At 71.7% G+C, this 12,001-nt stretch carries 12 protein-coding genes; 7 read left to right on the forward strand and 5 right to left on the reverse strand.

The window, feature by feature from the left end; all coding sequences use genetic code 11:
- The 3 genes from FHP29_RS14835 to FHP29_RS14845 form a co-directional block, all read left to right on the forward strand.
- Nucleotides 1–1,265, forward strand: a 1,265-nt coding sequence (locus tag FHP29_RS14835) for a guanine deaminase (protein ID WP_205014140.1), incomplete at its 5' end; no start/stop codon positions are given.
- Nucleotides 1,266–1,281: 16 nt separating this feature from the next.
- On the forward strand, nt 1,282–1,896 hold the full coding sequence (locus FHP29_RS14840) for a nitroreductase family protein (protein ID WP_139623626.1): 615 nt from the start codon (nt 1,282–1,284) through the stop codon (nt 1,894–1,896).
- Entirely contained in the window at nt 1,893–2,378 is a 486-nt protein-coding gene (locus FHP29_RS14845) for a glutathione peroxidase (protein ID WP_139623627.1), read from the forward strand. Before FHP29_RS14840 ends, FHP29_RS14845 begins: the two co-directional genes overlap by 4 nt.
- Nucleotides 2,379–2,440: 62 nt before the next feature.
- On the opposite strand, the gene FHP29_RS14850 is transcribed toward FHP29_RS14845, so the two are convergent.
- Nucleotides 2,441–3,847, reverse strand: coding sequence for a DUF1254 domain-containing protein (locus FHP29_RS14850; RefSeq protein ID WP_139623628.1), 1,407 nt, complete (start codon nt 3,845–3,847; stop codon nt 2,441–2,443).
- 170 nt (nt 3,848–4,017) lie between these two features.
- Between FHP29_RS14850 and FHP29_RS14855 the strand changes: the two genes are divergently transcribed.
- Nucleotides 4,018–4,611 carry a QsdR family transcriptional regulator gene (locus tag FHP29_RS14855; RefSeq protein ID WP_139623629.1) on the forward strand — a complete coding sequence of 198 codons (594 nt, stop codon included), beginning with the start codon at nt 4,018–4,020 and terminating at the stop codon, nt 4,609–4,611.
- Here the strand turns inward: FHP29_RS14855 and FHP29_RS14860 are convergent.
- From FHP29_RS14860 to FHP29_RS14875, 4 genes are read right to left on the reverse strand one after another with little or no spacing between them, the layout of a single operon-like run.
- Nucleotides 4,568–5,977, reverse strand: coding sequence for an FAD-dependent oxidoreductase (locus FHP29_RS14860; protein WP_139623630.1), 1,410 nt, complete (start codon nt 5,975–5,977; stop codon nt 4,568–4,570). The two genes, FHP29_RS14855 and FHP29_RS14860, sit on opposite strands and share 44 nt — an antisense overlap.
- 19 nt (nt 5,978–5,996) lie before the next feature.
- A complete protein-coding gene (locus FHP29_RS14865) occupies nt 5,997–6,773 on the reverse strand; it encodes an IclR family transcriptional regulator (RefSeq protein WP_139623631.1) in 777 nt (258 codons plus the stop codon).
- Nucleotides 6,770–7,522 carry an SDR family NAD(P)-dependent oxidoreductase gene (locus FHP29_RS14870; RefSeq protein WP_139623632.1) on the reverse strand — a complete coding sequence of 251 codons (753 nt, stop codon included), beginning with the start codon at nt 7,520–7,522 and terminating at the stop codon, nt 6,770–6,772. The genes FHP29_RS14865 and FHP29_RS14870 overlap by 4 nt, the downstream gene beginning before the upstream one ends.
- A 38-nt stretch (nt 7,523–7,560) precedes the next feature.
- A complete protein-coding gene (locus FHP29_RS14875; RefSeq protein WP_158296584.1) occupies nt 7,561–8,880 on the reverse strand; it encodes an MFS transporter in 1,320 nt (439 codons plus the stop codon).
- Between the two features lie 186 nt (nt 8,881–9,066).
- Here FHP29_RS14875 and FHP29_RS14880 point away from each other — a divergent pair, with 186 nt between their 5' ends.
- The 3 genes from FHP29_RS14880 to FHP29_RS22790 form a co-directional block, all read left to right on the forward strand.
- The gene (locus FHP29_RS14880) at nt 9,067–10,722 is read left to right on the forward strand and encodes an FAD-dependent monooxygenase (RefSeq protein ID WP_139623634.1); all 1,656 of its coding nucleotides are present in this window, start codon (nt 9,067–9,069) and stop codon (nt 10,720–10,722) included.
- Nucleotides 10,662–11,513, forward strand: a complete 852-nt coding sequence (locus FHP29_RS14885) for a fumarylacetoacetate hydrolase family protein (RefSeq protein ID WP_139623635.1) — start codon at nt 10,662–10,664, stop codon at nt 11,511–11,513. Before FHP29_RS14880 ends, FHP29_RS14885 begins: the two co-directional genes overlap by 61 nt.
- 8 nt (nt 11,514–11,521) lie before the next feature.
- Nucleotides 11,522–12,001, forward strand: a 480-nt coding sequence (locus tag FHP29_RS22790) for a VOC family protein (protein WP_476703666.1), incomplete at its 3' end; no start/stop codon positions are given.

The following is a 12,001-nucleotide window of genomic DNA, read 5'->3' on the forward strand; positions in this document are numbered from 1 at the left end:
TCCTGGACACCCCCGCCGACCCGTTCGCGGGCGGCGCGCTGCGCGTCGCGTCGTACGCCGCCCTCCGGGTCGTCGACGGCACCATCACCCACCGAGGCTCGTACGACGAGCTGCGCGCCCTGGCGCCCGGCGACGAGGTCGTCGACCTCACCGACGGCCTCGTCCTGCCGGGCTTCGTGGACACCCACGTGCACTTCCCGCAGGTCCGGATCATCGGCGGCCTCGGCATGCCCCTGCTCGACTGGCTCGAGCACTGCGCGCTGCCCGAGGAGGCCCGCCTCGCCGATCGCGACTACGCCGCCGGCGTCGCCGCCGACTTCGTCCGCGGCCTCGTCTCGTCGGGCACGACCACCGCCCTGGTCTTCGGCAGTCACTTCCCCGCGGCCGTCGACACCCTGTTCGCCGAGGCGGAGCGGGTCGGCCTGCGGGTCACGAGCGGACTGGTCGTCAGCGACCGGCTGCTGCGCGACGAGCTGCTCACCGACCCCGAGCGCTGCCACAAGGAGTCGCTCGAGCTCGCCCGCCGCTGGCACGGCGTCGGCCGCAGCCGGTACGCCGTCACGCCCCGCTTCACCCTCTCGTGCAGCGACGAGCTGATGGCCGCCTGCGGTGCCGTCGCGTCCGAGGTCGAGGGCGCCCGGGTCACCTCCCACGTCAACGAGAACCCGCGCGAGATCGAGACGGTCGCGCAGCTGAGCGGAGGCGGGCACTACGTCGACACCTACGACCGGCACGGCCTGCTCGGACCGGCCACCGTGCTCGCCCACAACGTCCACCCGACCGACGCCGAGCTGGCCTTGCTCGCCGAGCGCGGCGGCTCGGTGGCGCACTGCCCGACCAGCAACGCGGCTCTCGGCAGCGGCCTGTTCCCCCTCGCTCGCCACCTCGCCCACGGGGTGCGCGTCGCGCTGGGCTCCGACGTCGGCGCCGGGACCGGGTTCTCGCTGCTCAAGGAGGGCCTGCAGGCCTACTTCGCCCAGCAGCTGCTCGGCGAGCGAGGTCACCCGCTCACCTCCACGCACCTGCTGCACCTCGCGACGGCCGCGGGCGCGGACGCCCTGGGCCTCGCCGAGCAGGTCGGCGACCTGTCCGTCGGCAAGCGGTTCGACGCCCAGTGGCTGCGGCCCGCCCCGGGCTCGCCCCTCGACGTCGGTCTGCGCCACGCGCGCGACGCGGAGGACGCGCTGGGCCGGCTCTTCGCCCTCGGCACGCCTGGCGACGTCGCGCGGGTCTGGATCGACGGCGAGCCGGTCGCGGGCGGCTGACCGCGATACTCGACCCATGAACCCGGTCGACATCGCCGAGCCCCTGCGCTCCCGCTGGAGCCCGAGCGTCTTCGACGCCCGGCACGAGCTGTCGGACGCCGAGACCACCCGGCTCCTCGAGGCCGCCCAGTGGGCGCCCAGCTCGGGCAACCGTCAGCCGTGGCGCTACATCGTCGCTCCCCGCGGCAGCGCCGCGCACCGACTGCTCGTGCCGCGTCTGAGCCGCGGCAACTCCGGCTGGGTGCCCCGGGCCTCGGTGGTCTTCTTGTCGGTCGTGGAGCTCGGCCAGGACGGGGTCGAGCTGAGCGACGTCCTCATCCCCACCCACGACGTCGGCCAGGCCTCCGCCCACCTCACCCTTCAGGCGCAGGCGATGGGCCTGTTCGCCCACCAGTTCGGCGGCTTCGACCACGACGGTCTCGCCGCCGACCTGCGGATCCCCGACACCGCCCGGCTCCTCGCCGGCATCGCGGTCGGCCTGCGCGGCGACCCGGCCGAGGTCTCCGAGCGCGACGCCGAGCGCGACCACCGCGAGCGCCGCCGCCGTCCCCTCGCCGAGACCGCGTACGCAGCCTGGGGCGTGGCCTGGCCCGGCCTCGACCCGTCCGGCCCTGCCACACTGGCGACATGACCTCTCTCCACGACTTCAAGGCCACCGCGATCGACGGGAGCGAGGTCGACCTGTCGTCGTACGACGGCTCGGTCGTGCTCGTCGTCAACACCGCCTCGAAGTGCGGCTTCACCCCGCAGTACCAGGGCCTGCAGGAGCTCTACGCGACCTACGGCGAGCGGGGGTTCGCGGTGCTAGGCTTCCCGTGCGACCAGTTCGGGCACCAGGAGCCCGGCGCCGAGGACGAGATCGCGGCCTTCTGCGAGCGCAACTACGGCGTCTCGTTCCCGATGTTCGCCAAGATCGACGTCAACGGCAAGGACGCCCACCCGCTCTACGAGTGGCTGAAGAAGGAGCGGAGCGGGCTGATCGGCGGTGCGATCAAGTGGAACTTCACGAAGTTCCTCGTCGGCCGCGACGGTGCCGTGGTCGAGCGGTACGCCCCGACCACCGAGCCCGCCAAGCTCGCGGGTGACATCGAGCAGGCGTTGGGCGCCGAGTAGCCCCGTCGCGAGGAGAGAGCGACGGGGCTACTCGACGAGTTCGGCCGTGATGGGTCCGCGGGTCAGCTGCCCACGATCAGCGCCGGGGGCGTCCAGGTGCCGTCGAGCGCCGACTGCTGCGGCAGGTAGAGCCGCAGGACCACGTAGAACTTGCCCTCGGGGGCGGGCAGCCAGTTCGACTCGTGGCCCGCGGGGGCGTCGTGCTGGAGGTGGATGTCCAGCGAGCCGTCGTCGTTGCGGACCACGCCCGGGGTGGCGTTGTTGATGGCGTACCGGTCGATCGGGTTGTCGACGAGGAACCGGCTCACGCCGTCGTACATCGTGATCGACCAGAAGCCACCCTCCTCCACCGGGGGCAGCGAGCCGGCAGGCAGGTGCAGCAGGTACGTCGACGCCCCGGTGAGATCCGCGCCGGACGCGTCGGTGAAGCCCCAGTAGTAGATCGCCTCCTCGGCGGGCAGGGCACCGAGACCGATCAGGGTGATCGCGGCGCGCCGGAGGTAGTCGGTGCCCCAGGTGCCGATGCCCATCTCCCAACGCCAGCCGTCGGCCTTGAACTCGGCGTTCTCGGCGCGCTGGGCGATCTCGGCCTGTCCGTCGATGACCGCGGCCTCCAGGCCCGCGACGATGGCGGGGTCGGAGTCGGCGCCCGGCAGGTCTCCGTGGCCGTCGCCCAGCTTGGAGAGGGCCTTGAGCTGCTTGCGCTCGTCCTTCGTCGGCGGGTTGGCGGCGAGGGCGGCCTCGAGCTCGTCGAAGAATCCGGCGCCCGCCTCGTGGACGGTCTGCGGCCGGGGCAGGGTGGTGCAGTCGGTGCCCGGCGGAAGGGGCTGGGTGCCGGCCGGGCCGGTGAGCGTGTACTGCTGCTGGAACGCGCCCGCCGCCGCCAGGTCGTCCGGCCCGTTGACGAACGTCCGCCCGATCATCCACACGTCGGGCGTGGGAGACCGCACGACTCGAACGCCCTCCGGGGCGACGCCGTGCCAGTCCGGGCCCACGACGTAGACGTCGCTGCGACCCTCGGCGGCACCGTGCGCGACGTCGAACACCTCGGTGTACATGTCGAGGAACTGGAAGCTGAAGTAGCGCTCTGCCGAGGCGGGCGGCAGCGACAGTCGCTGCGGGCCGGGGCGCAGGTCCAGCCAGGCCTGCGAATAGACGGTGTCGTTGTTGGGCGTGACCACGTCCCGGTTCGCCGGAGTGGCCAGGGTTGCCCGGTGGACCATGGTGTTGACGGCTGCGCGGCAGGTCCGGATGGCCTGGGTGCGGCGCATCGTCACCAGCGGATAGCCGAGGACGTACGCCGCGCGGCCGGCGTCGTAGGCCTCTTGCCGCAGGTCCTGGGCCTTCGCCTGCGGCGCTCCGGCGGGAGCGGGGGCGGCGGCGAGCACCAGCCCGGCCAGGCCCGTGGAGGCGGCGGCGACCACCGCGGCCAGGCGTCGTCCGCGACGCGCGATGAATGGGTGTCTCACGTGGTCCTCTTCTCGATCGGCGACGGTCGAACAACCCCGTCCGGCGTGGTACGAACGGTAGAGCACAGATGGGACATTTGGCAATGATGTCCCATTCGGATCATTCACTTGAATAGTTCCAGGTGGCGCGATACCGGGATCTGTGCCAACGGCCGGGTAGCATCGGGCGGGTGGACCCCCGACCAGCGCCCGTGCTCACCCGGCTCGAGCGACCGACCCGGGACCACGCGCTGGACTTCGCCCGACGTCTGTTCGTCGCCAACGAGCGCGTGGACATGCAGACGCTGGCCCTCGCCCTGGGGGTGGGTCGCTCGACGCTGTATCGCTGGGTCGGGGACCGTGAGTCCCTCCTCGGCGACGTGTTGGCCAGGTTCTCCGACGACACCTGGGAGCTCGCCCGTCGTGAGGGCCAGGGGGAGGGGGTGGAGCGCTATCTCGACATCACCCGGCGCTACATGGACTACGCCGCCTCGTTCGAGCCGCTGCGCTCGTTCGCGCAGCGCGAGCCCGGCGTCGCGCTGAAGGTGCTCATGGCACCCGACGGGGCGGTGGCGGACTCCGTGCGCCGCGGAATGGCGGGTGCCCTCAGGGCCAGCCTCGGTGACGAGGCCGACGCGCTGCCCGACGAGCTGGTCGAGATCATGGCCCAGGCGGGCACCGCCCTGCAGTGGTCTCCGATCATCATCGGCGACGAGCCGGCGACCGAGCGGGCCATCCGGCTCATGCACGGCCTGCTCGGGTCGACCCTGAGCCGCCCTGGGTGAGCTCCCCTGCGACCGAGCGGCCGGCGGAGCGCCCGAACACGACCGCCTGGCCCCATTGGGTGCCCGACATGTAGCCGGCTCCGTGGAAGCCGCCGACGATCTCGCCGGCCGCGTACAGACCGACCAGCGGACTGCCGAAGACGTCGAGCACCCGCAGCTGCGCATCGACGAGGAGACCGCCGTTGAAGTGAGTCGTGCCCGGCACGGTCACCACGGCGAAATAGGGTGGCGTGGTCAGGGTGAACAGCTCGCCCGTCCGACCGGTGAGCCTGGTCCGCCCGACCTCGTCGGCGGCACCGGTGCGGATCGCGCGGTTGTAGGTCGCCACCGTCTGCTCGGCCGCCTCGACCGACCAGGAGGTGGTGGCGGCGACCTTGGCGAGCAGCTCGTTGATCGTGGGCGCCTCGATCTCCTGGTAGCCGGTCAACGAGTCCACGGATGCCCACAGGGTCTTTGCGAACCGCCTCTTGCACTCAGCGTCGTAGACGTGGACCATCACGCCGCCGGGTTGCGACATGGCCGCGGCCGAGATCCTGCTGTAGACCTCGGACTCCGAGATGAACCGTCGCCCGTCGGCGTTGAGGACGATGCCTCCGCAGTAGAAGATGAGCGTCCCCTTCTCGGTGACGGGGTCGACCGGTGCGGTCGGCATCACGCCCGCGGCCAGGTACGCCGTACCTGCGCCGAGGTGCATCGCCGCGAGCAGCCCGTCTCCCTTCGAGGCCTCACCGGTGATCGGCCTGATCGTCGCTGCCGCCGGCGGCGCGTAGGTCCTGATGAGCTCCCGGTTCCGGGTGAACCCGCCGGTGGCCAGGACGACGGCACGGGCGGCGATGGACTCCTCGGGAGCCTCCGCCTCTCCTCGGGTCACCACGACCCCGGCGACCCTGCCGGCCTCGCGCAGCAGGCGCCTGAGTCGGCACGACTTCTCGATGACGACGCCACGCTCCAGCGCCGCTCGGTGCAGTCGCGCGACGATCGCCGCGCCACCGGGCTCGCCGATCGGGACCTCGTGCGCCCAGGGTCGGCTCATGTGGGCGAGCTGCACCGAGCGGGCGAAGTGCACCCCGAGCTCGGTCAGACGACGGTAGGTGTCGCCGGCCTCGTCGACGTAGAGCCGCGCCAGCCTGTCGTCGTGGTCGAAGTCGTGGGCGCGGCGCAGGTCCTCCAACAGCAGCTCACGGCTCGCGGGCTCCAGCTCGGTCTCGCACAGGACGGTCTGCCCGGCGGCGAGGGCGCCGCTGCCGCCGAGCTCGGTGCGGGCTTCGATGAGGGCGGTCCGCAGACCCGCATCGGCGGTCTCGATCGCCGCGAGGAGACCCGCTGGGCCTCCGCCGGCGACCACGACGTCGTACTCGACGTGCATGGGTCTCCCTTTCGTCCGACTACCTCGGCAGCGACTCGCGTCCCGCGGTGAGCTCGCGTGAGATCGCCCTGGCGACCGTCATGACGGCCGCCCGGCACTCGCGCGGTTGCAGGGTGTGGGTGGGGGCGACCACCGAGAGGGCGGCGATCACCTCCTGGCCTCGGCGGATCGCGGCGGCCATCGACGTGACGGGCTCGGGCTCGGGCCGGTCGCTGGTGACCTCGGCGAAGCCCTGGTGACGGATCTCGGCGAGCGCGACGCGGAGCTCGTCGGGTGTCTGGATGTCGGGAGCGCGCCACGAGGGTGCCGGCGCGCCGATCAGCGAGTCGAGCACGTCGGCGGGTGCGTGCGCCAGCAGCACGCGGCCGACGCCCGTGGTGGTCAGCGGAAGGCGCCCGCCGACGCGGTGGAGGACGCGGCCGGCGTCGCGTGCCGAGAGCCGTTCGACGAGGACGGCGTCGGTGCCCTCCCGGACCGCGAGCAGGACGTGCTGGCGGGTGACGCGGTGCAGGTCCTCCATGTAGGGAAGAGCCGTCGCCCGCAGGCCGTGCCCCCGCGGCGCCAACGCCGCCATCTCCAGCATCCTGAGCCCGATCGCGTAGTCGCCGCGCTCGGTCCGCTCCAGAGCGCCGAGCTCGACGAGCTGCCGGACCAGACGCAGCGTGCTGCTCTTGGGCACCCCCGCGCGCTGGCTGAGCGCGGTGAGGGTGAGGGTCTTCGCGCTCGGGTCGAAGGCTCCGAGGATCCTGAACGAACGCTCGAGGACCGACGGGCCGCTCTCCTCCGCAGACGTCATGTCCCACCGGCCGTCCGGGAGTCGCGGATCCAGCCGAGGGCGCCGCCGCCGTCTGCGGTGATCACCTCGCCGGTGACGAAGCCGAAGTCGTCGCCGGCCAGGGCGGTGATCACCCGGGCGATCTCCTCCGGGGTCGCCATCCGACCACGTCGACTGGTGCTGTCGAGGAAGTCCTGGTCGAGGTGGCCGCCCGCGATCGCCGCATCGACCAGGGGCGTACGGGTGTAGCCCGGGCTCACCGCGACGACGCGAACGCCGACCGGTGCCCACTCGTAGCCGAGCGACCGGGTGAGCGTCTCGAGGCCGCTCTTGGCGACCGCGTAGTGCGCACGGCCCTCCTGCATCACCCGGGCCGCGATCGACGTGACGTTCACGACGACACCGGCCGCTGCCACGAGCGCCGGATAGAGCGCGATGGAGCAGTAGAAGGGTCCGCTGAGGTCCACGGCGACGACCCGGTCCCAGTCCTCGAAGGTCTGCTCGACGATCGGTCCGCGAGCCCCCGCGACGCCGGCCGCATTGACCAGGAGATCGAGGGAGGTGTGCTCGCCAGCGGCCGCGCGGACCGAGTCGTGACTTGCCACGTCGACCGCCCGATAGGTCACCTCGGGGCGCGGCCGGGCGTCGCGGGGGATCTCGTGGTCCCAGACCTCCACGACGAAGCCCATGGCCACGAGGCGGTCGACGGTGGCGCCGCCGATGCCTCCTGATCCGCCGGTGACGACGGCACGTCGTGGCAAGGCAGTCATGGAAGGGCCCCTCTCGAATCAGTGTTGGGAACGGTAGGTCAGCCGAGGCGTCGGTTGCGAGGAGCGGTCTCGGGCAGCGCGAACACGGCGACGGTGAGCGAGATCGCCGCGGCGACGGTCATCATCACGAACGGTGTCGTCGAGCTGCCGGTCTCCGATCGCAACCAGGCTGCGAGGTAGGGACCGCCGCCACCGAAGACCGCGACGCAGGTGCCGTAGACCAGCGACGTGGCGCTGTAGCGGATCTTGGTCGGGAAGAGCTCGGCCATGACGGTCGGGAACACCGAGTTGTAGATCGCGACGATGCAGACCAGGACGGTGAAGGCGATCACCGCACCGGCGGCGCTGGTCTCGATGAGGAGACGACAGGGGATCGCGAACAGCATGCTCAGCGCAGCGGCGATGACGAGCACCGGGCGCCGGCCGAACCGGTCCGCGGCAAGGCCGGCGAGCGGGCACAGGCTGATCGAGATCGCCACGGCGACGATCGTCGCGACCGTCATCGACGAGGAGCTGATGCCGAGCGAGCCGGTCATCAGCGTGGGCAGGTAGACCAGGGCGAAGTAGAAGCCGAAGTTGAAGACGACGGCGAGACCGGCCATGACCAGCATCTGCCTCCCGTGGCTGGCGATCGCCTCACGCAGCGGGGCGTGTGCGACGTCGCCCTCGGCGGAGACGGCCTCGAACTCCGGAGTCTCGGGCAGCTTGTTCCGCAGGTAGAAGCCCAGGGCGCCGAGGAGTCCCGCGACCATGAAGAGGACCCGCCAGCCGCCGCCGGCGAAGGCGTCCTCGCCGACCACGGCGACGATCCCCGTCACGGACAGGGTGGCGCCGAAGACCCCGACGAAGGACGCCACCTGCCACACACTCGTCACCAGGCCGCGCCGACCGTCGCCGGCGTACTCGGCGAGATAGGCGATCGCTCCGGTCGCCTCGCCGCCGGCGGAGAAGCCTTGGACGCAGCGCAGGAGGATCAGCAGCGCGGGTGCGGCGATGCCGATCGTCGCGTACGACGGCACGAGTCCGATCGCGAAGGTCGCGGCCGACATGATGAAGATGACGCTGGCGAGGACTCGGCGGCGACCGATCCGATCGCCCAGGGACCCGAAGAAGTAGGCGCCGACCGGTCGGACGAAGAACGCCACGGCGAAGACGGCCCACGTGGCGAGCAGGGTGGCGGTGGCGTCCCCGGAGGGGAAGAACACGTGCGCGAGGTAGGGCACCGTCGCGCCGTAGACGGTGAACTCGAAGAACTCGACCGCCTGCCCGGCCCCGGCCGCCGTCATCGCGCGCCGCACGGTGGCGCGCGATACCGGATGACTCGCCGGCCCTGGGCCGGCCTGCAACTGGTTGCTCATCTGGACTCCTCGGGTCTCGGTGCCGGACGACGTCGCCGCTCCGGCATCACTGCTTGACCCGAGATGATTGTGACGCGTGCCACGGTGCATCTACGGGTGTGCCGCTCACCGGCACACCCACCAAATCGTGCCGGTGAGCGGCACAGGCGCTGCTTCGCCCCGTGGTCGCACTGAACGATCCGATCCATGACCACCTTCACCGGAGACTCGAACCACGACACCGACGTCCCGGTCCTCATCGTCGGCGGCGGCCCGGCCGGGCTGGTCGCGGCCGCGGAGCTGGGCCACCGGGGCATCCGGTGTCTCGTCGTCGAGCCCCGCACGCAGGTCTCGCACGCCCGGCCGCGCGCCAAGACGACGAGCATCCGCACGATGGAGCACCTGCGCCGGCTGGGCGTCGCCGAGGAGCTCAGGGCGGCCGCACCGCTGTCGGTCGACTGGTCCCAGCGCGTGACGTTCTGTGACACGCTCACCGGCTCCGCCGTGGTGGACTTCGACGGCGCGTTCGGGCTCGGCGCGTCGAGCCTGGAGCTCGCCGCCGAACGCGGACAGCAGGTCGGCCAGCCGGTCCTCGAGGACGTGCTGCGCGGGCATCTCGTGGGTCTCGACACCGTCGACCTGTGGTGGGGAGCCCGGGTCGCCGACCTCGACATCGGACCCGATCAGGCGCGCGCGGTCGTGGTGACGGCGGACGGGCGCCGGCGCACGGTGACGGCGAGGTTCGTGCTCGGTTGCGACGGCCCGTCCAGCGCCGTGCGGGAGGCCATCGGCGCGTCGTACGTCGGGCGCAGCGACGCGACGAGCAACTTCAACGTGCTTCTCCGGTCCGCCGATCTCGACACCGCCCTGCCGCCCGCGGTCCAGTACTGGGTCGTCGGTGCACCGGACTCCGGCGTGATCGGCCGGCTCGACCACGCGGGCACCTGGTGGGCGATCCTTCCCGGGGTCGATGCCGAGCGAGGAGCGGCACAGCTCACCGACCTGCTGCACGGCCTGGTCGGGCGTCCGTTCGGCTTCGAGGTGATCGCGACGGACTCGTGGACGGCACGGATGTTGATCGCGGACAGCTTCGGCGCGGGCTGTGCCTTCCTCGTCGGCGACAGCGCCCACCTGAACCCGCCCTGGGGCGGACACGGCTACAACACCGCCATCGGCGACGCCGTCAACATCGCCTGGAAGATCGCAGCGGTCCTCCAGGGGTGGGCCGGCCCCGAGATCCTCCACAGCTACGAGGTCGAGAGGCGACCCGTCGTCGAACAGACCGTCGCTCTCGCCGAGACCAACATGGCCAAGCTCCCTGGGCGGCTGGACGCGGACGCCGAGCAGATCATCGCCGCGAAGAGCGCGGAGTTCTTCAGCCTCGGGCTGGTGCTCGGCTACTCCTACGCCGGCTCCCCGATCGTGCAGTCCGTGCCCGGCGGCGCCACGACAGGGGGCGATCCCGACTCCGCCGAGTACCGGCCGAGCACGACGCCGGGCGCCCGCCTGCCCCATCACTGGCTCGCCGACGGCTCGTCGCTCTACGACCATCTCGGCCCAGGCCTCACGCTGCTCGTTCCGGACGACCGCTCGTCCGTCGACGAGTTCCGCAGCCGGTGCCGTGACCGCGGAGCGCCGCTGCGCGTGACGCGGCTGCCTGCGGACTACCCGTGGGCCGGGGAGTTCCTCCTCGTCCGCCCGGACCAGCACATCGCCTGGCGGACCGACGATCCCGCCTCGATCGATCTCGATCACCTGCTCGGCATCAGCCCTTCCATCCCTCTAGTGACACGGAGCCAGCCATGCGCATCGCCAACCTCTCAGACCGTGCTGTCCTCGTCGCGGCCGACCATCGCGCGGTAGACGTCCACACCGCCAGCAACGGGCGATTCGGCCCTGCCCTGGCAGACGTCTACGCGACCTGGACGGAGTTCCTCGACTGGGCGCGCACGGTGGACCCGTCCACCGGGGAGTCCTTCGATCCGGCAGACCTGGGTGCCCCCGCGCCGTCCCCGCGTCAGCTGTTCGCCATCGGGCTGAACTACTCCGAGCACGCCGCGGAGTCCGGGTTCGCCGTACCGGACACGCTGCCTCCCATCTTCACCAAGTTCGCCAGCTGCCTCTCCGGTCCCCGGACCACGGTGACCCTGCCCCGCGGGGGCCACACCGACTGGGAGGTCGAGCTGGTCGTCGTCATCGGCGCCGAGGCGAGCAAGGTCAGCGCCGAGGACGCCTGGGGTGTCGTCGCCGGCCTCACGGTCGGGCAGGACATCTCCGAGCGCATCACCCAGAAGGCCGGTCCGGCCCCTCAGTTCAGCATGGGCAAGTCGTTCCCCGGATTCGGTCCGATGGGGCCGTGGCTGGTCACCGTGGACGAGTTCGCGAACCCTGACGACCTCGAGCTCGGGTGCAGCATCAACGGCGAGGAGATGCAGAAGGGCCGCACCGCGGATCTGATCTTCCCGGTGCCGGCGCTGATCGAGAAGCTCTCCGCGCAGCTCACGCTCCACCCCGGAGACGTGATCTTCACCGGCACCCCCGCCGGTGTCGGCATCGGCCGCTCGCCCGAGCGCTACCTGGCTCCCGGCGACGAGCTCGTCACCTACGTCGAGGGCATCGGCGAGCTGCGCCAGACCTTCGTGGCCGAGGGCTGAGGACCGTCATGGCTCTCCACCGACTCTGCGCGGTCACGATCGGCGTACCGACCGTCGCGGCCACGGCCGCCTACTACGACGACTTCGGGCTCGCGGGGCGCGCCGATGACTCGTCCTGGACCTTCGCGACCACCGACGGCGGCGACCAGCTCCGGCTGGTCCACGCGCCGGTACGCCGCCTGGTGGACCTCACCGTCGGTGCCGACGACCACGACGACCTGGCCCGGATCGCCGCCTCTCTGCGAGCCCTGGGCTGTCCCGTCGAGGTCGAGCAGGACTCGATCAGCGCCATCGAGCCGGTGGCCGGCTTCCGCGCGATCGTGACCGTTGCACCCCGCCTGGAGCAGCCGGCGATCCCGGCGCCGTCCTACAACGGGCCCGGGCGGATCGAACGGACCGGCGGCCGAGCCCCCGGCATCCTGCGCGAAGGGCCGGTCAGACCACGCAAGCTCGGCCACGTCGTGGTCGGATCGGTCGACTTCGAGGCG

The sequence above is a fragment of the Nocardioides albidus genome (assembly GCF_006335005.1).
In the GTDB taxonomy this organism is placed as follows: Bacteria; Actinomycetota; Actinomycetes; order Propionibacteriales; family Nocardioidaceae; genus Nocardioides; species Nocardioides albidus.

Coding starts and splice junctions, on each gene's coding strand:
- FHP29_RS14840 (WP_139623626.1), top strand. CDS start 1,282: ATGAACCCGGTCGACATCGCCGAGCCCCTGCGCTCCCGCTGGAGCCCG.
- FHP29_RS14845 (WP_139623627.1), top strand. CDS start 1,893: ATGACCTCTCTCCACGACTTCAAGGCCACCGCGATCGACGGGAGCGAG.
- FHP29_RS14860 (WP_139623630.1), bottom strand. CDS start 5,977: ATGCACGTCGAGTACGACGTCGTGGTCGCCGGCGGAGGCCCAGCGGGT.
- FHP29_RS14865 (WP_139623631.1), bottom strand. CDS start 6,773: ATGACGTCTGCGGAGGAGAGCGGCCCGTCGGTCCTCGAGCGTTCGTTC.
- FHP29_RS14870 (WP_139623632.1), bottom strand. CDS start 7,522: ATGACTGCCTTGCCACGACGTGCCGTCGTCACCGGCGGATCAGGAGGC.
- FHP29_RS14875 (WP_158296584.1), bottom strand. CDS start 8,880: ATGAGCAACCAGTTGCAGGCCGGCCCAGGGCCGGCGAGTCATCCGGTA.
- FHP29_RS14880 (WP_139623634.1), top strand. CDS start 9,067: ATGACCACCTTCACCGGAGACTCGAACCACGACACCGACGTCCCGGTC.
- FHP29_RS14885 (WP_139623635.1), top strand. CDS start 10,662: ATGCGCATCGCCAACCTCTCAGACCGTGCTGTCCTCGTCGCGGCCGAC.